Origin of the sequence: uncultured Aquabacterium sp. (assembly GCF_913773725.1) — a bacterium.
In the GTDB taxonomy this organism is placed as follows: Bacteria; Pseudomonadota; Gammaproteobacteria; order Burkholderiales; family Burkholderiaceae_C; genus Aquabacterium.
The window spans coordinates 38901-59286 of sequence record NZ_CAJYGK010000034.1; the positions used below are offsets into that span (position 1 = coordinate 38901).

At 67.8% G+C, this 20386-nt stretch carries 19 protein-coding genes and 1 other RNA gene; 6 read left to right on the top strand and 14 right to left on the bottom strand.

What is annotated here, in order from left to right:
• Positions 1 to 2: 2 nt before the first annotated feature.
• Positions 3 to 1472: a glycosyltransferase family 39 protein gene (locus QZ709_RS03565; protein WP_294635965.1), complete on the bottom strand. Its 1470-nt coding sequence runs from the start codon at positions 1470 to 1472 to the stop codon at positions 3 to 5.
• A 1-nt stretch (position 1473) separates the two neighbouring features.
• Entirely contained in the window at positions 1474 to 2391 is a 918-nt protein-coding gene (gene argB, locus QZ709_RS03570) for an acetylglutamate kinase (protein ID WP_294635966.1), read from the bottom strand.
• A 186-nt stretch (positions 2392 to 2577) separates the two neighbouring features.
• Between argB and QZ709_RS03575 the strand changes: the two genes are divergently transcribed.
• The gene (locus QZ709_RS03575; RefSeq protein WP_294635967.1) at positions 2578 to 2871 is read left to right on the top strand and encodes a copper-binding protein; all 294 of its coding nucleotides are present in this window, start codon (positions 2578 to 2580) and stop codon (positions 2869 to 2871) included.
• Between the two features lie 294 nt (positions 2872 to 3165).
• Here the strand turns inward: QZ709_RS03575 and QZ709_RS03580 are convergent, their stop codons facing one another.
• Both QZ709_RS03580 and QZ709_RS03585 read right to left on the bottom strand, forming a co-directional pair.
• A complete protein-coding gene (locus QZ709_RS03580) occupies positions 3166 to 3675 on the bottom strand; it encodes a YqaA family protein (RefSeq protein WP_294635968.1) in 510 nt (169 codons plus the stop codon).
• A gap of 117 nt (positions 3676 to 3792) precedes the next feature.
• A complete protein-coding gene (locus QZ709_RS03585; protein WP_294635969.1) occupies positions 3793 to 4581 on the bottom strand; it encodes an OmpW family outer membrane protein in 789 nt (262 codons plus the stop codon).
• 332 nt (positions 4582 to 4913) lie between these two features.
• On the opposite strand from QZ709_RS03585, the gene dusB reads away from it, so the two are divergent.
• The 3 genes from dusB to purH all read left to right on the top strand — a co-directional run bounded on the left by dusB (position 4914) and on the right by purH (position 7879).
• Positions 4914 to 5978 (top strand): tRNA dihydrouridine synthase DusB, encoded by a 1065-nt coding sequence (gene dusB / locus QZ709_RS03590; protein WP_294636083.1) that lies wholly within the window; start codon positions 4914 to 4916, stop codon positions 5976 to 5978.
• Positions 5979 to 5989: 11 nt separating this feature from the next.
• Positions 5990 to 6226: a Fis family transcriptional regulator gene (locus QZ709_RS03595; protein ID WP_294635970.1), complete on the top strand. Its 237-nt coding sequence runs from the start codon at positions 5990 to 5992 to the stop codon at positions 6224 to 6226.
• 63 nt (positions 6227 to 6289) lie between these two features.
• Positions 6290 to 7879: a bifunctional phosphoribosylaminoimidazolecarboxamide formyltransferase/IMP cyclohydrolase gene (gene purH / locus QZ709_RS03600; protein ID WP_294635971.1), complete on the top strand. Its 1590-nt coding sequence runs from the start codon at positions 6290 to 6292 to the stop codon at positions 7877 to 7879.
• Between the two features lie 65 nt (positions 7880 to 7944).
• On the opposite strand, the gene QZ709_RS03605 is transcribed toward purH, so the two are convergent.
• The 6 genes from QZ709_RS03605 to QZ709_RS03630 are packed head-to-tail and all read right to left on the bottom strand — an operon-like array spanning position 7945 to position 14220.
• Positions 7945 to 8358 carry a type IV pilin protein gene (locus tag QZ709_RS03605; RefSeq protein ID WP_294635972.1) on the bottom strand — a complete coding sequence of 138 codons (414 nt, stop codon included), beginning with the start codon at positions 8356 to 8358 and terminating at the stop codon, positions 7945 to 7947.
• 27 nt (positions 8359 to 8385) lie between these two features.
• Positions 8386 to 11727, bottom strand: coding sequence for a PilC/PilY family type IV pilus protein (locus QZ709_RS03610; protein WP_294635973.1), 3342 nt, complete (start codon positions 11725 to 11727; stop codon positions 8386 to 8388).
• Positions 11728 to 11740: 13 nt separating this feature from the next.
• The gene (locus tag QZ709_RS03615; protein WP_294635974.1) at positions 11741 to 12349 is read right to left on the bottom strand and encodes a PilX N-terminal domain-containing pilus assembly protein; all 609 of its coding nucleotides are present in this window, start codon (positions 12347 to 12349) and stop codon (positions 11741 to 11743) included.
• Positions 12346 to 13098, bottom strand: a complete 753-nt coding sequence (locus tag QZ709_RS03620; protein WP_294635975.1) for a PilW family protein — start codon at positions 13096 to 13098, stop codon at positions 12346 to 12348. The genes QZ709_RS03615 and QZ709_RS03620 overlap by 4 nt, the downstream gene beginning before the upstream one ends.
• Complete coding sequence (pilV, locus tag QZ709_RS03625; protein ID WP_294635976.1) at positions 13085 to 13648, bottom strand: type IV pilus modification protein PilV; 564 nt, start codon at positions 13646 to 13648, stop codon at positions 13085 to 13087. Before pilV ends, QZ709_RS03620 begins: the two co-directional genes overlap by 14 nt.
• Positions 13645 to 14220: a GspH/FimT family pseudopilin gene (locus QZ709_RS03630; protein ID WP_294635977.1), complete on the bottom strand. Its 576-nt coding sequence runs from the start codon at positions 14218 to 14220 to the stop codon at positions 13645 to 13647. The genes pilV and QZ709_RS03630 overlap by 4 nt, the downstream gene beginning before the upstream one ends.
• A 174-nt stretch (positions 14221 to 14394) precedes the next feature.
• Here QZ709_RS03630 and ruvC point away from each other — a divergent pair, with 174 nt between their 5' ends.
• The gene (gene ruvC, locus QZ709_RS03635; RefSeq protein WP_294636084.1) at positions 14395 to 14949 is read left to right on the top strand and encodes a crossover junction endodeoxyribonuclease RuvC; all 555 of its coding nucleotides are present in this window, start codon (positions 14395 to 14397) and stop codon (positions 14947 to 14949) included.
• Between the two features lie 3 nt (positions 14950 to 14952).
• On the opposite strand, the gene QZ709_RS03640 is transcribed toward ruvC, so the two are convergent.
• The 4 genes from QZ709_RS03640 to dsbD form a co-directional block, all read right to left on the bottom strand.
• Positions 14953 to 15990 carry a carbonic anhydrase gene (locus tag QZ709_RS03640; RefSeq protein WP_294635978.1) on the bottom strand — a complete coding sequence of 346 codons (1038 nt, stop codon included), beginning with the start codon at positions 15988 to 15990 and terminating at the stop codon, positions 14953 to 14955.
• A 104-nt stretch (positions 15991 to 16094) separates the two neighbouring features.
• Positions 16095 to 16421, bottom strand: an RNA gene (gene rnpB, locus QZ709_RS03645) — RNase P RNA component class A.
• Positions 16422 to 16430: 9 nt separating this feature from the next.
• Complete coding sequence (locus tag QZ709_RS03650; protein ID WP_294635979.1) at positions 16431 to 17642, bottom strand: multidrug effflux MFS transporter; 1212 nt, start codon at positions 17640 to 17642, stop codon at positions 16431 to 16433.
• 2 nt (positions 17643 to 17644) lie between these two features.
• The gene (dsbD, locus tag QZ709_RS03655) at positions 17645 to 19387 is read right to left on the bottom strand and encodes a protein-disulfide reductase DsbD (protein WP_294635980.1); all 1743 of its coding nucleotides are present in this window, start codon (positions 19385 to 19387) and stop codon (positions 17645 to 17647) included.
• 81 nt (positions 19388 to 19468) lie between these two features.
• Here dsbD and cysK point away from each other — a divergent pair, with 81 nt between their 5' ends.
• Complete coding sequence (gene cysK, locus QZ709_RS03660) at positions 19469 to 20386, top strand: cysteine synthase A (protein ID WP_294635981.1); 918 nt, start codon at positions 19469 to 19471, stop codon at positions 20384 to 20386.

Genomic DNA, 20386 nt, shown 5'->3' on the forward strand with positions numbered 1-20386 from the left:
GCTCACTTTCCGGGCTCGGCCACCACGCGGGCCCAGCGCAGCGTGACCGGCGCGCCCTGCGGGCGGTGATAGGGCGGCGCAGCCACCTCGCCAGACCAGCGGATGGCGTCGGGCGTCAGCCCCGTGCGCGCGGCCAGCCAGGTCTGAAAACGGGGCTCGGTCAGGTCTTCTGCGCGCGCCACCAGCATGACTTCGGAGGGAAGGGGCGCGGCCCAGGGCACGACGGGCGTCAGCACCAGCACGTCCGCCCCCCAGGCGGCCTTCAGGTTCGCCCCGGGAAGGTGGTGCGAGGCCAGCACGACACGGGGCACCGTGCCGCCCCACTGCTGCCGCAGTTGCGCGGCGAGTTCGGCATAGGGCAGGTTCTGGCGCGTGGGCCGTGCGCCGCCCCACCAGACCCGGCCGGGCAGCGCGACGGCCACCACCAGCGCCAGCAGCGCGCCCACCACGCACAGGCGACGCCCCCAGTGGCGCACGGCCGGATCGGTCGCGGCAGCCAGCCACAGCGGCAGGAAGAAGAGCTGCGGGAAATACCAGCGCGGGCTGAAGCGATCGACCCCCAGCGCCACGGCAAACACCAGCAGGCAGCAGACCACGGCGCCAGCCAGGTGCGCCAGGAAGCGCCCGGCCTCGCTGAGTCGCCGGGCCTGCCAGGCCATGGGCAGAGCCAGCAGCCACCAGGGGGTGAAGAAACCGAGCAGTGCCTGAAAGGCCTCGGCCATCAGCTGGGCTGCGCCCGCGTCGCCATGGATCTTCTGCAGGGTTCGGTTGAGTGACTCAGGGTGAGCGGCCAGCCAGGCGCCATGGGGCGCCCACGCGAGGGCGCCCACCCCGGCCACTGTCAGCAGGCCGCCCCAACGCCAGCGGGCGCGGGTGACCGGCGAGCAGGCCAGCGTGAGCGGCAAGGCCACCAGGAAAATGAGTGCGTTGTGCTTGGACAGCAGCGCGGCCGCCGCCAGCAGGCCGGTGCGGGCGTCACGCCACCAGGCAGGCCGGTTCAGGCTGTCGAGTGCGGACCACAGCACACCCGCCCCGATGCTGGCAGCCAGCAGCGAATGCGTCAGGTCACGCTGCGCTTCCCAGATGACGGCCGGCACCAGCGCCAGCCCTGCCACCGCCGCGGCCCGCTGCGCTGTGCCGAGGCCCAGGCAACGGGCTGCGCCGTCGCAAGCCAGCACGAAGCCGGTCAGCAAGGCCACTTTCAGCGCCCACAACGAGAACACCACCGAGCCCGTCAGGGCCGTCAAGCCCCACACCAGCCAGGTGTAGAGCGGCGGCTGGTTGGTGTAGCCCCAGGCCAGCTTCTGGGCCAGGATGAGCTGCTCGGCCTGGTCGAGCTCGAGCGTGGGCGAGACGGCCGCCTGCAGCCCGGCCACCAAGCTCAAGTAGGCCAGCAGCAGGAGCACCCACGCTGCGGGAACGGCCTGCCCCGGGGACGGCCTCAGGGCGTCACCCGGCACGCGGAATGTCATCTCAATGCGAGCGGATCATCGTGCCGTAGGCCTGATCCGACAGGATCTCCAGCAGCATGGCGTGCGGCACACGGCCGTCCACGATGTGCACGGCGTTGACGCCGCTCTTGGCTGCATCCAGGGCGCCGGCGATCTTCGGAATCATGCCGCCGCTGATGGTGCCATCGGCGATCAGCTCGTCGATCTGGCGGGCCGTCAGGTCGGTCAGCAGCTTGCCGTCCTTGTCGAGCACGCCCTTGATGTTGGTCAGCAGCATCAGCTTCTCGGCCTTGAGCACCTCGGCCAGCTTGGAAGCCACCAGGTCAGCATTGATGTTGTAGCTTTCGTTCTTCGAGCCGAAGCCGATCGGGCTGATGACGGGGATGAACTGGTCGTCCTGCAGGGCCTTGACGACGCTGGGGTCGATCGATTCGATCTCGCCGACCTGGCCGACGTCGTGCTCCTTGCTCGGGTCCTGGATGTCCTGCAGCTTGAGCTTGCGGGCGCGGATCAGCCCCCCGTCGCGGCCCGTGAGGCCAACGGCCTTGCCGCCGGCGGCGTTGATCAGGCCGACAATGTCCTGCTGCACCTCGCCGGCCAGCACCCACTCGACCACTTCCATGGTCTCGTCGTCGGTGACGCGCATGCCCTGGATGAACTGGCCCTTCTTGCCGATCTTGTTGAGCGCGGCATCGATCTGCGGACCGCCACCGTGCACAACCACCGGGTTCAGGCCGACCAGCTTGAGCAGCACCACATCCTCGGCGAAGTCGGCCTGCAGTTCCGGGTCCGTCATGGCGTTGCCGCCGTACTTGATGACGATGGTCTTGCCGTGAAACTTGCGGATGTAGGGCAGCGCCTGCGCCAGGATCTCGGCCTTGTCCCGAGGAGCGATGTGGGCGACAGGATCGGCCGAAGCCGGAGCAGAGGAGTGGGGCATGGCAGGCACGGCTGAGCGGTAAGCGAAACCGGTATTTTAGAAGCTCCTGCAAGGCAACAGGGTCAACCGGGGGCCTCGCGCGGACGTTCGGGCATCAGGGCATCATGTGTCCGCAGCCCCGGGGAACCATCCTGGGCCTGGCGGGTCTGACAAGCTGTGTTTCCCGCTGACCAACCGGAGTGTCTTGTGAAAGTTTCTGTCATGCGCACGATCGTGGGCCTGCTGTCCGGCCTGGGGATCGCCCTGTCCGCGCTGGCGCAACCGGTCGACGGCGAAGTCCGCAAGGTCGACCCGGATGCCGGCAAGATCACGCTCAAGCACGGCGAGATCCGCAACCTGGACATCCCCGCGATGCAGATGAGCTTCCGTGTGGCCGACCCGGCGTGGCTGAAGCGCTTTCAGGTGGGCGACAAGGTGACCTTTACCGCGGACAAGGTGGGCGGACAGTTCACCATCACGTCGATGTCGCCCAAGCCCTGAAATGGACAAAGGGCCCCGGCCTGAGACCGGAGCCCTTCCCCCGAGACATGCCCTCCCTGGACCTGGCTCTTCGATGACAGCGTTTTTGCTTGTTTGCCGCCCCGCCGGCTGACTGTGTCGTCGCTCTGCGGCGTGACCGATGCGGGTGGACGAAAAGCAGTTTAGTGGCGCGCCGGATCAAACCGCCAGACTGGCCCGAGGGAATCGTTACAAGATGCTTCCCATGTTCATGGGAAACCCCCGAAAGAGGGAAATCGGCCGCACACGCCCACCCATTTGACCGATGGGAGATGCTCAGATCATCCACAACAGCGCCGCGGTCATCGTGATGTACCGCAAGCCCTTGCCGATCGCCATGTAGAAAAGGCAGGGCCAGAACGGCAGCCTCAGCCACCCGGCCACGGCGCACAGCGGATCGCCGACGACCGGCAGCCACGACAGCAAACAGGCCGCCGGCCCGAACCGCACCAACCAGCGCGCCGCCCGGCCCTCGGCACGCCCCGCGGAAGGCGGCAGCGCGGGGTCATCGTCTCGGTGGCGCAGCGCGTCCGCCGCACGATGGGCGCCCCGCCCCATCCACCAGGTGATCGCACCGCCCAGCGTGTTGCCGGCCGTGGCCACCAGCACCGCAGGCCAGAACAGGTCGGGCCGCAGCTTCACCAGGGCGTACACCGCGGGCTCGGAACCCATGGGCAGCAAGGTGGCCGACACCGTGGCCACCAGAAACACCGCACCCAGACCGACTTCCGGGAGTGCAAACCACTGCAGGATCACCTGGACCCACGACATCAAGCTCGCTTCCATGCGGGGATTGTGCGGTGGGATGGGAGGGTAGCCAGACACCCACAAAAAAAGGCCCCTGTCGGGGCCCTTGTCGCAGGACCGCTTAAAGGCGGTCGCCGGCACGTCACGCCGTTCTGATCAGAACGTGTAGCCCACCGACATGGAGAAGGCTGAGGGGTGGAAGCGGTAGATGGCCTTCTGCTCGCTGTGATCGGTGCGGATGGTGAGCTTGTTCTTCACAGCTGCCGTGGCCCAGCCCGCGTTGATCGACCAGTTGCGGTCGATGCGGTAGCTCACGCCGGTCTGGAAGGCCAGGCCGTAGGAGTCAGTGAGATCGATGCGGACCTTGCCGTCGCTGTACAGCTTGTTGCCTACGTCGTTGGAGGTGGCCTTGAAGCGCGTGTAGTTGATGCCGACACCGATGAACGGGCGCAGGGCGGCCCCCGGCTCGGCCAACTGGTAGTTGAAGAACAGCGTCGGTGCGGCCTGCTTCACCGTGGCCACCACCTCGCCATTGTTGCGCTGCAGCTTCTGCGTGGTACCCGCCACCTTCGCGTTGCCCAGCGGCGTGCCAGCTTCTGCCGAGAGGGCGCTCAGCTCCGGGTTCGGCGCGCGCAGCTTGACATCGTGCTCGGGCGGCACGCCTAACACCAGCTCGGCGCTCCAGCGGTCGCTCAGCGGGCGCTCGATGCTGAACATGACCGTGCTCTTGGGCTGCACTTCAAGGCGGGTGCCGCCGTTCACGTTGATGTTGCCCAGGTAGGCGCCCTGGTACACCGGCAAGGTGCCCTTGAGCGAGCTGCTGGTGGCGCGCGGGTCGATGTAGATGCCACCGAGCTTGATGGTGTAGCCCTCGGCAAGTGCGGACGAGGCGGACAGCGCGCACAGAACGGCGCCGGCGGACAAGGCGAATAAAGACTGCTTCATGGTGGACCGGTCAGAGGGATTGGAACGCGACGGTACCGCGCGCATGGCATTGTGACCGCAACGATTGCATTTGTACTGCAATATTCATCCGGGATTTCCCTGAACGCCCGCGGCCTGTGGCGGCACGGGCGGCGGTTCGTGCCATGGGCATCGCCCGCATGGAGGACGAGGGCCGGTATACTCTGCCTTCTTTTTAAGCAGCCCTGTTCGCCTGCGCGGACGGGGCTGCGCTGTCTTTCACGGGTGCCCTCGGTGGCCCCCCTGCCGTGCCGGTCCTGGTGCCGCCTCGCCTTTCGTCGCCCATGTCTTCCATCACCTTGACCACCAGCGCACTGCGACTCGGCTCCCTCGAGTTGCCGAACCGCCTGTTCGTGGCGCCGATGGCCGGGGTGACCGACCGCCCCTTCCGGCAGCTGTGCAAGCAGCTCGGCGCGGGGTACGCGGTCAGCGAGATGGTGACCTCGCGCAAGGATCTGTGGCACAGCCTCAAGACCTCACGACGAGCCAACCATGACGGCGAGACTGCACCGATCGCCGTGCAGATCGCGGGCACCGATGCCACCATGATGGCCGAAGCGGCGGCCTACAACATCGACCGCGGTGCGCAGGTCATCGACATCAACATGGGCTGCCCGGCCAAGAAGGTCTGCAACAAATGGGCGGGCTCCGCGCTGATGCAGGACGAGCCGTTGGCGTTGCAGATCGTCGAGGCCGTGGTCGCCGCCTGCCTGCCGCACAAGGTGCCCGTGACCCTGAAGATGCGCACAGGGTGGAACCAGCAGCATCGCAATGCCGTGCGGCTGGCCCGGGCGGCCGAACAGGCCGGCGTGGCCATGCTGACGGTGCATGGCCGCACGCGCGAGCAGGGTTACACCGGCCAGGCCGAGTACGACACGATTGCGGCGGTGAAGGACGCCGTCCGCGTGCCGGTCGTGGCCAATGGCGACATCACCTCGCCCGAAAAGGCCCTGGCCGTGCTGCGCCACACCGGAGCCGACGCGCTCATGGTGGGCCGCGCCGCCCAGGGGCGTCCGTGGATCTTCGGGGACATCGCCCACTACCTGGCGACCGGCACACACCGCACGCCGCCCACGACGCAACAGGTCAAGCACTGGCTGCTGAGCCACCTGGAAGACCACTATGGCCTGTATGGCGAGTTCGCCGGTGTGCGGACCGCGCGCAAGCACATCGGGTGGGCCGTGCGCGCCCTGCCTGGCGGTGAAGCCTTTCGCGCCCAGATGAACACGCTCGACAGCTGTGATGCACAGGTGCGGGCGGTCACCGATTTTTTCGACGTCCTCAGCCTGACCCACGACCGACTGCCCGCTGCAGCCGGGGAGGCGACCGGGGACGACAGCCTGCAGGCGCCCCACCAGGCGGCCTGCATGGCGAACTGACCGACAAGAACATGAGCAAGAAGACCATCCAGGACTGCATCAAGGACAACCTTGAAAGTTACTTCCAAGACCTGCGCGGCGCCGAACCGCACGCGGTGTACGACATGGTCGTCAACGCGGTCGAGCGCCCAATGCTCGAAGTCGTGATGCAGCGCGCCGAAGGCAATCAGTCCAAGGCAGCCGAATGGCTCGGCATCAATCGCAACACCCTGCGCCGCAAGCTCGTGGAACACAAGCTCATCAAGTGAGCGTCGTCGCAGTCCCATTTTTCATTTCCCAGCCTCCACTGCTCTTTGCCCAAAGGAAGAACCATGGCCCTGACCGCCCTGCTGTCCGTGTCCGACAAGACCGGCATCGTTGAATTCGCGCAAGCACTGCATGCCCAGGGTGTGCGCCTGCTGTCCACCGGCGGCACCGCCAAGCTGCTGGCCGACAAGGGCCTGCCGGTCACCGAAGTGGCCGAGATCACCGGCTTCCCCGAAATGCTGGATGGTCGCGTCAAGACCCTGCACCCCCGTGTGCACGGCGGCATCCTGGCCCGCCGCGACCTGCCCGAGCACATGGCCGCGCTGAAGGAACATGGCATCGACACGATCGACCTGCTGGTGGTCAACCTCTATCCCTTCGCGCAAGCCACGGCCAAGGCCGACTGCACCCTGGCCAACGCCATCGAGAACATCGACATCGGCGGCCCCACCATGCTGCGCTCGGCCGCCAAGAACTGGCAGGACGTGACCGTGATCATTGACCCGGTCGACTACGAGCAGGTGCTGACCGAGATGAAGGCCGGCCAGATCACCCGCACCACCAAGTTCATGCTGGCCAAGAAGGTGTTTGCCCACACCGCGGCCTACGACGGCATGATCACCAACTACCTGACCTCGCTGGAGGCCGGCGTCGAGCTGGAAACCGAAGCCGTGCCCGCCAAGGCCGAGTACCCCGCCGTCTACAACCTGCAGCTGCACAAGGTGCAGGGCATGCGCTACGGCGAGAACCCGCACCAGTCGGCGGCCTTCTACCGTGAGGCTTCGCCGGTGGTCAGCACCCTGGCCAATTGGACGCAGATCCAGGGCAAGGAACTGTCCTTCAACAACATCGCCGACGCCGATGCCGCGTGGGAATGCGTGAAGGCCTTCGAAGCGCCGGCCTGCGTCATCATCAAGCACGCCAACCCCTGCGGCGTGGCCGTGGGCGCCGGTCCGCTGGAGGCCTACACCAAGGCCCTCAAGACCGACCCGACCAGCGCGTTTGGCGGCATCATGGCCTTCAACCGCGTGGTCGATGCCGACGTCATCGAGGCCATCAACGCCAACAAGCAGTTCGTGGAAGTGGTGATTGCACCGAAGTTCACGGACGCCGCGCGCGCCGCTTATGCGTCCAAGCAGAACGTGCGTCTGCTGGAAGTGCCGCTGGATGACGCGACCCGCAAGCTGGGCAACGCCCTGGACTTCAAGCGTGTGGGCGGCGGCATGCTGCTGCAGTCGGCCGATGCGATCGACATCGTGGGCGATGTCAAGGTGGTGACCAAGCTGCAGCCCACCGAGCAGCAGATGAAGGACATGCTGTTCGCCTGGACGGTGGCCCGCTTCGTCAAGAGCAACGCCATCGTGTTCTGCAAGGACGGCATGACCATGGGCGTGGGCGCCGGCCAGATGAGCCGACTGGACTCGGCCCGCATCGCGTCGATCAAGGCCCAGCACGCCGGCCTGACCCTGCAGGGCACCGCCGTGGCATCGGACGCCTTCTTCCCGTTCCGTGACGGCCTGGATGTGGTGGTCGATGCGGGCGCGACCTGCGTGATCCATCCGGGTGGCTCGGTGCGCGACGACGAGGTCATCGCCGCGGCCGACGAACGCGGCATCGCCATGGTGTTCACCGGCACGCGCCACTTCCGCCACTGAGCACCATCGGCACGTGCGACAAGGGCCTCCACGGAGGCCCTTTTTTCATGGCGGCGGCGCAGGCTTCACCAGCAGCCGGCCACGGTCAGGACGGTGGTGCCGTTCAGGTTGCGCGTGCGGCCGGTCTCGTTGAGCTCGAAGGTGCCGCAGCTGTCGCCCGTCTGCACGCCGGTGGGCGTGGCGGTGACGGTGAAAGCCGACGAGGTGACGCCCGACAGCGCCAGCGTGTAGCCATTGACCGACGAGGCGCTGTAGCCGAAGTCGGACAGCGTGCTGCTGTAGCTGTTGAGCTGGCTGAAGCGGCGCTCCTGACGGGCAGCGATGTCGAGCAGGGCGTTGCGGGCCTCGGCCCGGCGCGACTTGCGCACGTAGTCCGTGTAGCTCGGGTAGGCCACGGCCGCGAGGATGGCCACGATGGCCACCGCGATCATCAGTTCGATCAGCGTGAAGCCTCGCGCGAGGGGATGGTGGGGCTGCATGGTGATGCCTTTCTCGTATCCCGGCCCTCAGCGCACGCGGATCCAGTTGACCCGCTGCCCCTTGCCGGTGGCGCTCGGGTTCACCTGCACCGCCGTGCCTGTGCCCCGGTTGTTCTGCTGAACCAGCACGGTGCGGCCGCGCGTGGTGACGAAGCTTGGAGAGCCTGTGCCGTTGAGGCCCACGCCGGCGATCACGGCGCCGGTGGGCACGGAGAGGCTGCTGGGCGTCAGGCTGCTGAAGAACGACGCGGCTGGGGCCGCACCTGTGTCGGCCCGGATGGCCATCGTGAAGCCGGCCGAGGCGGTGGTGGTGCAACTCAGCGGCTGGTCATTGGCCGGGATCAGCGTGTTGGCCACCAACAGGCTGTTGAACAACACCGGGTTGAAGACGATCTGCTCGGACGTTCCCGGCAAAGCGAGGCGCCAGCCCATGTGGTTGTTGGCGGACGTCCCGCCCGTGCAGGTCGTGCTGCCACGCCAGCAGACGGCCGACTGGCTCACCGTCCGATACCCGTTGACCTCGCCACTGCTGCCCGTGACGGACGAGATGGTCTGCGTGACCAGCTCGCTGGTGGCCACGGTCGGATAGTTGGTGGCGGTGGATGCGACGCCGGTGTACTGGGCGGTCGCGCCGCCAAGTTCGTTCCACCGCGCCATGTCGGCATCCCAGACCCCGAACAGGTACTGCGTGCCGCTGGCATAAGCAGCTCCTGCCGTGGCCGTCTGTGGCAGAACCTGGCCGGTGCCGACGTTGAGGATGACGCGCGGTACACCGGTGGCCGACAGGGCCGACGACACCAGCACCCGCGTGGTGATCGGCAGACCGCCGGTCGAGAACACCGGTGTGCTGCGCACCGCCCAGTCCGACGGGTTGCTGCTCGTCAGATCGAAGCGCCAGACGTAGCCGAACACATCACCGGCATAGAGGTAGTCGGTGACCCGGTCGCCGTCGAGATCGGCCGACGACACGAAGGCGATGCCGTTCTTGCCGCTGGCGCCCTGCGGGTCTCGGGATGGGCCGTACCCGGTGCTCAGGAAGCGCACCGAAGGCACACCGGACGTCGCGTTGAAAGTCACGACGAAGATGCCGGCGACGCCGTTGGCGCTGTTGCGCCCGTTGCCGAAGATCAGCGCCCACTCGCCGTTGTGCAAGCGCCGGATCAGCGGCGTGCCATAGGTGTTGCCCAGGTGTGCGCCACAACCGGTGACGTTGACGCAACTGAGGCTGGCCGAGGACCACTCTCCGATGACGAGGCTGGCGGCATTGGCTTCCGAGAAGCTGGACGGGTTGGTCACGTCGAGCGCGTAGATCGTGCCGGTCCCGGTGGCGGTGCGGTTGTTGATGACCCCACCGGCATTGCCCCCGGCCCCCAGACCACCGACCAGCCAGGTACGCCAGGCGCCCCGATAGAAGATCTCGCCTGTGGCCGGCGTGGCGTCGACATAGGCGTTGTCGATGTAGCTGGCCGAGGCGTAGCTGAGCGATGCCGTCGTGGAATGGATGGTGCCGAGCACCTGCGAGGGCATGTAGCCCAGCACCTCGCGCCCGTCGTTCGGCGTGGTGGTGGTCGAGAAATTGCCGCTGGCATCGGTAGCCCCCGCCCGGAAGCCGTGCAGCCAGCCGTCGTTCGAGCCGACATACACCACATGGGGGCGCGTGGCATAGGTGGACTGAAAGGCGCTGTAGCCCGTCTCGGCGCCTTGCGTACCGGTCAGGCGATCACGCCAGGTGTCCGGGTAGTTCGTGGTGGGCGGGCCGACCCAGGCCGGACTCGAGTTCTGGATGTCGCCCAGTACCCCGGTGCGGGCGCGGAAGGTGCCGGTGCCCGATGAGGTGATCTCCTTGCTGCGGTCTCCGCGGAGGTAGCTCAGCCGGTCGGACGTGGCCGTGGCGTCGCCCGCGGTGAGCGCGCTGCGCTGCGCACTGGTCAGGCTGGCCCATTGGAAAGGAATGCCTTGCGCGCCGTTCCAGGTCAGCAGGGCCCGGCTTGTCGGGCCCTGGGCTGACACCGTGGTGCCGCCGGTGGACAGGCAGGTGCCACCCGTCAGCACGCAGTGCGCGTCCCAGTTGGCCGTGCTGGCCAGGCTGACGCTGTCGGTCGAAGTGTCGTACAGCAGGCTGTTGGCCGTCAGCTGCCCCCAGTTGTTGGTGGGGTGGTAGTAGGCCAGGTAGACCTGCGTACCCGCCTGCACCCGTGAGGCCTGCTGGGCGTTCACGCTGCCGGAACTGCTGGAGGTGGCGATCTGCTCGGCCTTGAAGCAGGTGATTTCATGGACGTTGCTGCCGCCCCCGGTGCCGGCGCTGAAGCCGAATCGGAAGTTGGACGGCAAGGCGCCATTCGACGCCGTGATGGCCTGGTCCGTCAGGACCGGTGTGGCCGCGCCCCCGTTGTAGCTGTAGGACAGGCTGAGCAGGCCGGACTGCGTCAACCGGAGCGAGTAGGTAATCGGAATGGCGTTGCCACGCACGGGCGAGGCGATGGCCTGCTGGTTGGCAATCGGCTGGCTGGCTGGCAAAGTCTGCGCGCGAATCAGCGGATAGCTGCGCACCGGTGTCGACGTCTGGGCAGGAAACCAGGTGTTGTAGTTCCACAGATAACCCGTGCGACAGGTGTTGCGGACCGCGGCCGACCGGGAACTGGCGCTCAGGCCAGATGGATAAAGCGACGGGTAATTGGCATTGAGCCAGGCCCAGGTGATGTTGCCGCCCCCGCGCAGCACGATGGACCGGGGCGTGAAGCCGGGTCCGGAAGCGGTCGTGTCTTCGGGATTGGAGAAGTTGCCGAACTCGTCGATGCCCAGGCCGATGTAGCCACCCAGCACCCCGTCCGCAGCGTCCTTGTTGTTCGAGCAGCTGTAACCCAGCGAGCCGCCGTAGGCTCCGACGTTGGGCGACCGGGCGCCGTCCATCAGGAAGAACACCATGCCGTCGGCACCGGTGGTGTTGTAGGCGTTGCCACCGTAGGTCACGCTGGTGAACGTCACCTGCAGGCCCTGCCCCGAAGGAAACGTGAAGTTCGACACCACCGCGCCGGTCTGGTTGTTGCCGTTGCTGCCATCCTTGACGGTGTCACCGTTGGACAGCCGCAAGGCCCCCTGCCCGACCGGGTCAGGAAGACGCCCCGAGACCCCGCCCACCTGGGTCTTGCCGCTGTAGTACGGCAGGCCAGAGCACCCGGGAATGGAACTCGTGCCGGTCGCGGAGTACGTGCCGGCCGTCAGACACGCGCCATTGAGGCTCACCCAGTCGTACGACGAGGTGGCGCCGGTCAACCGGTCGCTGATGACCAGCTGGCCATGCGGCGCCAACGGCCACCCCACGGCGAGGCACACCATCGCCGGGCGCAGAACAGTGCGGATGCGGGTCATGTGCGTTGTCATCTCACGGGTTGTCCAGGGGCGTGACCTGTGCGGTCAGGGCATAGGTGCTTTGCACCACCGAAATGGTCGAACCGTTGCCGCCAATGCCGTAGCTGCTGACCTGGTAGAGCGGCGTGCGGCCGTCCGGTCCCAGGCCCAGGGCCGAGATGTAGAAGCCGGGCAACTGGGCATGGCGCTGGGTCGTGCTGTCCGACGTGCCCACGGCCATGCCGCTGGGCTGGTAGGTGAAACGCGTGGCCCAGTTGCTCGGCTCGGTGACGATGGCCCGCTGGGCGCTGGCCGTGCTCGCGCTGCCGTACACCGGCTTGTCGCAGACCTGCACCAGGCCGGGGCTGGTCACGGCCACGGTGCCGGCGTCACAGGTGGCGAGGTTGCCGGTATACACACCGCTGAGCCAGTTCTCGGCATACTGCAGCGCCGTCTGCGCCGCGGCCAGCGCACGCTGATGCTCCCGCACATTGCCGGCCATGCGCTCTTCGCCCACGACCTTGCTGAACATCGCAACACTGAGCACCGTCACCACCAGCAGCAGCAACAGTGACACGATCAGGGACGTGCCCCGCTGTGACCGCGGCCGGGCATGCCGGACAAGAGGCAGGTCCTTCTTCATACGAAATTGGCCAGGTTGATCACCTGCACCCAGGTTCGCTGTCCATCGACGAAGGTCAGCTCGATGCGCACGGTGAGGACACGCAGCCACTCGTCGTCGCTCATCTGGGCGGCGGTCTTGTAGCGGCTGACGTTGCGTGCCACATCGAAGGTGGCGGCGCCCTCATGCACGCCGTACAGCACCGCCATGCTCCGGACATTGCCCAGAATGGGCTGGGCGGCCGCACCGTCGTCCACCTCGCACACCAGCTCGTTGCTGGCATTGACGCTCAAGGTGTTGAGGTACAGCCGGGCAGTGCCCGCCGGGCCGGTGTTCGTGTCGCCCTTGCAGTTGAACAGGCCGTCGCCCGACAGCGTCTGGAAACGCACGTACAGCGTGTCGCCCGTGGCCCCTGAACCGGCCTTGCCAGCCACCGCCTGCCCCGCCGAAAAACGCGGCACCGCGCCGGTGGCGGCCACCGCGGGCAAGGCATCCACACGCGCGTTGCGAGCCGGGTCGATGTAATACCCTGCCGCCTGCACCACCGTGCGGACCATCTGTACCGCCATGCGCTGCGCCTCCTGCAGTTGGGCCTGACTGTCCTGCGAACGGTAGGTGGCCTTCAGGTTGACGAAGACGCCGATGCCCGCCGACACCACCAGCAGCCCGATCGCGACGGCCACCATCAGCTCCACCAGTGTGAAGCCGGACGCGGGCCGCCTGCGCGTCAGGCGGGTCGGCGGCAGGGTCGGGCGATCAGGGCTGGACATAGTGGGTCAGCGTCTGGTCCACCACCCCGGCACCGTTGCCCTGGATGGCCGGCAGGCTCTCCTGCCAGCGCACCGTGATCTGCACGTTCACCGAGGTCCCTGCATCAGGCGGCTGCACAACCAGCGTGGCCCCCTGAAAGAAGTCGCCGAGCTGAGACTGCAGGTTGGTGGCCCACGCACGCAGGTCGTAGGCCGCGAGTTCGGTCGCCGTGCAGCTGCTGGACGCGCAGTCGCGCGTGGCCGCCGTCAGATCCGACGACGACAGCATGGGCCCCGTGCTGCCTGGTGTGACGGTGAGGGTCAGCGGCGTCGTGCGCCCCTGGCTCACGCCCCGCCAGTAGGACGGGTTGCCCTCCAGGGCGGCCGCCAGGCTGCCCGCAGCGAGCGACACCAGCGCCCGCTGACCGGATGAGTACGTGCTCTTGAGGATCAGGGCCTGCGTCTTGGCCACGCCCAGCAAACCGAGGCTGAGCACGAGCAGCGCCACGGCGACCTCCAGCAGGGCGTAACCGGCCTGCCCGGGGCGAGGGGGGCGGGCGGACGTCATCATGTGCACTGCTGCCCGTCATAGGCCAGCTCCTGCAGCCGGCCGCCCCGACTCAACACCAGGCACCGGGTGGCATTCTGGCTCACGGGGCTGGTGCGGATCGTCCACGTCACGGCCGCCCCGAGATTGAATGCGAAGCCATCCCGGCTGAAGGTGACGGCCGCCACGCTGTTGCTGGCCGCCATGCTGTCGCCCCCCGAAAACCCGCTTTGAACGCGAAGCACCAGGTCGACCGTGTCCACCGCCTGATTCGCATCGCGGTCGACGAAGGCGATCCAGCCCGACTCCCAGGCCGAACGCCCCGAACAGCTGGTGCCGTTCGACGACGCACACACCGTCACAGGCAGGCCCTGGCGCATGGCCTCGGCCCGCGCCACCCGCATGCTGGCGGTCAATGCATTCATTTCGGTCAGGGTCCGGTTCTGCTGCACGATCGGCTGAAAGGCAGGAGCCGCCACAGCCATCAGAATGACGGTCACGGCCAGCACGACCATCAGTTCGATCACCGTGAACCCGCCAGCACCCGGGCCGACACAGGCCTGCCGGCACCGGCCCAGCCCCTTGTCTGCCCGCATCTGAAAATCCCCTATGACGCTCTCACGTGATGAAAGTGTATGGAGCTCTTTCCCGCCACAAGAAGTGCAAAAGACCGGATTTCTGCACCTTCCTCCCCCCGTAAGCGCCATCTCACGCGGGGGTGATGCGACAGCACAACATCCAACCCCCGGAAAATCGGAAACACCATGAGCATGCGCATTCTGGGCATCGACCCGGGCCTGCAGACCACCGGGTTCGGGGTCGTGGAAACGGACGGGCCGAAGCTCCATTACGTGGCCAGCGGCACGATACGAACGAAAGAAGCGGCCCAGGGCGACCTCCCGAACCGTTTGCGGCTGATCTTCGAAGGGGTCCGCGAGGTGGTGGCCCGCTATCAGCCGACAGACGCCTCGGTGGAAATCGTCTTCGTGAACGTGAACCCGCAGTCCACGCTGTTGCTGGGGCAGGCGCGGGGGGCCGCCATCGCCGGCCTGCTGTCGTCCGACACCTCACCCAAGGTGTCCGAGTACACGGCGCTGCAGATGAAAAAGGCCGTGGTCGGCCACGGTCACGCGGCCAAGGCGCAGATCCGGCACATGGTGATGCGGCTGCTGGATCTGCCACGCGAGCCCCACAACGACGCCGCCGACGCGCTCGGGCTGGCCATCTGCCATGCCCATGCGGGCCACGCCATGGCTCAGATGGCCCGGATGACGGACCTCAGCCGCCGGACGCACGCTCAGATCAAGGGCGGACGCGTGTATTGACGCTCACTGACCGTCCTTGATCAGCCGACCGGAGGCCGCCTGCACCGGCCGGGCGTTCATCGGGTAGAGCCGGCTGAAGACCTGCACCTGCTCGCGCGACACCCCGGCGGGCTGCTTCATCACCAGCCACAACACCCCTTCCGAGCAGGGCGGCGTGGTGAGCGACCCCATGTACGTGTAGTACTGCCGGGCCTCGGGCAGCAGGCGGTTCAGATCGATGGGCTGCATGGCGGCCTGCTCCAGGCTTTTCTCCAGCGGCAGGTTGTTCCACACCTGCTGCACCACCGGATTGGCCGGGCCCGCATTCAACAGCACGGCCACCACGGCCAACCGGCCCTCCGGGTCCTTGTGGACGAGGTGAGCGCTCATGTCGAACTGCCGGCCGTTGATGCGCTCTTCGCTGGGCCGATGAAAGTGAAACTGCACCAGCTCGTAGCGCCGGCCACTCACGGTGATGCCGTTGCCGGCATCGACGTTCACCTGCACCGTGTGGCCGTTGTCGATCACGCGGAAGGCCGTCGGCCGGTAGTCGAAGGCAATCGGGTCCAGCTCGACGGGGATGCCGTCCCGGATGTCGATCGGGCTCTGGCGCTTGCCCAGCATGCACTGGCGGAACTCGGGCTTGAGCTGCCCCCAGTTTTCGGGGCCGGTGGCCCCGCTGTAGGCCCAATGCACCTCGTGTCCGTGCGGGTCCAGCGCCGCCCCACCGGACGCGGCATGGCCGGCGGGCACGGCGGCGGTGGCGCCAGCGGCGGGCTTGCTCGCGCGGGGGCCGCGGCTCTGCACGCGGACCACCGCGGGCGCCTCGCGGCGTGCCCGCACCTCCGAGATTTTCTGGTCGATCATGTCCCGCAATTCAGTCATCGAGACATTGCTGCTGGCCGCGGCCTCGGGTCGGGACGCGGCGTCGGCCTTGGCTTCTCCATGGGCGCTGCCGGCCGCATGGGCGTCGGCCGCATAGGAGAGGCCGACAGACAAGGTCAGCAGGCTGACGTAGTGTTTGACGCGCTGGAGCGCAGGGCGGGCATCGGATGCGGGCATGGCGGGGACGCAAGAAGGGTCTCCCCAGGTTGTCGGACAGCCCGCCGGCAACTTGAATCCCGCAGTGCGACAAGGCGCCCCTGGCGCCCCGCATCGTGAAATAAGTGTGAAGTCGGCCGATAGGCCGGATTCTGTGCAGTCCCGTGTCTCGCGACGCTGGACCGTGACCGCCATTCCTCTGGGCCGCCTGTCGCCAGAGCGGCTCGGTGCCACCTACCCGCACACTCCCCGGGCCAGGTCGTCGTGTGCCTATTTGGTGTTGCTGCGCGTAGAGATTGCCCGTTTCACCCGAACTGAATCGGCTCGTCTCTGTTGCTCTGATCCTCACCTCGCGGTGGAGAGGTGTTACCTCCTACGCTGCCCTGTGCAGTCCGGACCTTCCTCCAGTGCGCCCTTTCGGGCCTTGCACCAGCGGCGGTCTGGCCGACTTCACCCGCGCATTATCGCCGCAGTCCGTGGCGCTGCAAGGCGCCCCAGGCAAAGAGGCCCACCAGCATCAGCAGCAACGAGGCCACGGCGAGGGCCACCGTGTCGTGCATGACCAGCGGCACCACCACACCGGCCACCACGCCGTTGGACAACGCCCCCACAAAGGCCTGCATCGAGGCCGCCATGCCCCGGCGATCCGGGTAGAGATCCAGCACCATCAGCGTGACAACCGGCGTCATCATCGCCCAACCGAGCGCATATAGCCCGATCGGGATCAGCGACCAGCTCACGTGCGCCGCCCACAGCACATTGGCCACCAGGTTGAGCACCGACACCGTCAGCATCACGCCCAGGCCGATGCGAATCTGGCGGTCGCGCTCGATGCGCCCGGCCAGCCGCCCGCTGATCCACGCGCCGCCCATGATGCCGCTGATGGTGCACAGAAAGAACCAGAAGAACTCGGTGGGCGCCAGCTTCAGGTGCTCGCCCAGAAACGCCGGCGCAGCCAGCACATAGAGGAACATGCCGTTGAACGGCACCCCGCTGGCCAGCGCCAGCAACAGGAAACGCGGGCTCGTGCCGATGGCCACATAGCCCCGCATCAGGTTGCCCAGCACGAAAGGCTGCCGGTGCGCGGAGTGGAGCGACTCGGGCAACAGCCGCCAGTTGGCCACCCACAGCACGACGCCCACGCCCGTCAGGAACCAGAACACCGCGTGCCAGCCCAGGTGGGCGAACAGAAAGCCGCCGATCACCGGGGCGATGGCCGGCGCGATGCCGAAGAACAGCGTCACCTGCGACATCACCCGCTGCGCGTCGGCCGGCGGAAACAGATCGCGGATGACGGCACGCGACACCACGATGCCCGCGCCAGTGGACAGCCCCTGCAGGGCGCGGAAGAACACCAGCTGCCCGATGCTCGTCGACAGCGCGCACCCGGCCGAAGCGAGCGTGAACACCGCAATGCCGGTCAGCACGACCGGCCGGCGGCCCAGGCTGTCGGACAGCGAGCCGTGGAACAGGCTCATGAAGGCGAAGGCGAACAGGTAGGCGGACAGCGTCTGCTGGATCTGCACCGGCGTGGCCTGCAGGTCGGCCGCGATGCCGGAAAACGCCGGCAGGTAGGTGTCGACCGCGAACGGGCCCAGCATGCCGAGCGCAGCCAGCAGCACCGACAGCAGCCACATCGGGGCCCGCCACAGGGCCCGGGCATCGGGGTGCATGCTCACAATCCGGCCTGCTGCAGGGCCACGGCGAACACGTCCGGCTTCTGGAAGCCGACGACCCGTGCGGCCGGCACCGGCTGCCCCTGCGCGTTCCAGAACAGGATGCCCGGCGGCCCGAACAGCTGGAAGCGGGCCAGCAGGGCGCGGTCATCGTCGTTGTTGGCCGTCACATCGGCCTGCAGCAACACGGCACGCTCCAGGCGCGGTCGCACGCCGGGATCGCGGAAGGTCAGCTGCTCCATTTCGATGCACGACACGCACCAGTCGGCGTAGAAGTCCAGCATCACCGGCCGCCCCTCGGCGGCGGCGCGGGCCAGAGCGGCATCCAGCTCGGCCACGGTGCGCACCCGCTCGAAGGGCAGCACGCTGCGGTGCGCCCCGGCAGCGGCCTGCTGGCCCATGACCTGCGCCACCAGCACCGGCCAGGCCGGGCGCGTGATCCACGCCGCCATCACCAGCATCAGCACACCGAACAGCGCCTTGACCGCCTTCATCCAGGGCCCCGTGCGCGGCAGCAGCGTACCCGCCGACAACCCGACCAGCAGCAGCGGCACGCTCATGCCCCAGGCCATGGCGTACAGTGCGCCGCCGCCCAGCCACACGTCGCGCGTCTGGCTGATGTAGAGCAGCGCCCCGGCCAGCGGCGCCGACACGCAGGGGCTCACGATCAACGCCGAGACCACACCCATGGCGAACACGCTGATGAAGCGCCCGCCGGGCAGCCGGCTCGATCCCTCGCCGAGCCAGCTCTGCACCGCCGCGGGCAGGCGCAGCTCGTACAGGCCGAACATCGACAGCGCCAGCAGCACCATCAGCGCGCCGAAGCCCAGCACCACCCAAGGATGCTGAAGATAGGCCGCGAGGCCCTGGCCCAGCAGCCCGGCGGCCACCCCCAGCGCCGTGTAGACCAGCGCCATGCCTTGCGAATAGCTGAGCGCCAGGGCAAAGCCCCGACCGCGGCTGACCTGCCCCTTCTGCCCGACGATGATGGACGACAGGATGGGCACCATGGGCAACACGCAGGGGGTGAGCGACAGCAGCACCCCCGCCAGCAGGAACACCGGCACGATGGTCAGCAGGCTGCCCGAAGCCAGCGCGCGGCTGACCTGGTCGCCGCCCTCGGCCGCGGCCGCGGGCACGGTCGGCGTCGCGGGCAGCGGGGGCCGCTCGACGCTGGCTGAGCCCAGCAGGCGCGCGCCGGGGGGGGCCAGGGCCACCGTCCCGCCGGCGGGGCGCACACCCCGCAGTTCGCCCCGCTCGTCCACCTGCAGTTCGTAACGCCGCGTCTGCGGCGGGTAGCAGAGGCCGGCATCCGCACAGCCCTGGTAGACGATGGTCAGCAGCGGCTCACCGCGCAGCCCCTGGGGCAGCACCACCTCGCCCGAAACATTGCCGTGGTAGACCTCCATCACCTTGTCGAAGGTCGGGTCGTGCTTGGCCTGCCCTTGGGGCAGCCGCCAGCTCAGCACAGCCGGCGCCGCGCGTTCACCGCCCTGCAGGCGGGCTTCGAAGCGTTCCTTGTACAGGTAGACGCCCGGCGCCTGGCCCACGTCGACGCGCACGGCCTGGGGGCCCGCCACGCCCACGCTCACCCGGAAAGCCTGGTCGGCAGGCAGGAAATCCTCGGCCTGCGCCCGCCAGGGCCACAGGGCGACCATGATCAGGAGCAGGCACGGCAGCCAGAGCCCCCCCGTTCGCGCGCCGGGCCGACCACCCAGCGACCACATCAGTGATTGCAACATGGCCCGCATTCTGCCCGCCCGGCGTCGTATGCTCTTGGTCGCTTTGTGCATAAGGTCTTTGTGACCGCGGAGAGAACCACCATGAAAGCCTCATCCATCCTCGACACCATCGGCCGCACGCCCCATATCCGCATGAACCGCCTGTTCGGCACGGCGCCCGAGGTGTGGATCAAGGCCGAGCGCGCCAACCCGGGCGGCTCGATCAAGGACCGCATTGCCCTGGCCATGGTGGAAGACGCCGAGCGCAGCGGCGCACTGCAGCCCGGCGGCACCATCGTCGAGCCGACCTCCGGCAACACGGGCATCGGCCTGGCCATGGTGGCCGCGGTCAAGGGCTACCGCCTGATCCTGGTCATGCCGGACAGCATGTCCATCGAACGTCGCCGCCTGATGCTGGCCTATGGCGCGCAGTTCGACCTGACCCCGCGCGAAAAAGGCATGAAGGGCGCGATCGAGCGCGCCAAGGAACTGGTCGCCTCCACACCCGGCGCCTGGATGCCGCAGCAGTTCGAGAACCCGGCCAACATCGCCGTGCACGAACGCACCACCGCCCAGGAGATCCTGGCCGACTTCCCCGAGGGCCTGGACGCGCTGATCACCGGCGTGGGCACCGGTGGCCACCTGACGGGCTGCGCCAAGATCCTCAAGGCCGCCTGGCCGAAGCTCAAGGTGTTCGCGGTCGAGCCCAAGGCCTCGCCCGTGATCTCGGGCGGCAGCCCGGCACCGCACCCCATCCAGGGCATCGGCGCCGGTTTCGTCCCGGTCAACCTGCACACCGACCTGCTCGACGGCGTGATCCAGGTCGATGCCGAAGACGCCCGTGAGTACGGCCGCCGTGCGGCGCGCGAAGAGGGCATGCTGGTCGGCATCTCGTCGGGGGCCACGCTGGCGGCGATCGCGCAGAAGCTGCCCGAGTTGCCGGAAGGCGCCCGCGTGCTCGGCTTCTGCTACGACACGGGCGAACGCTACCTGTCGGTCGAGGGCTTCCTGCCCGCCTGA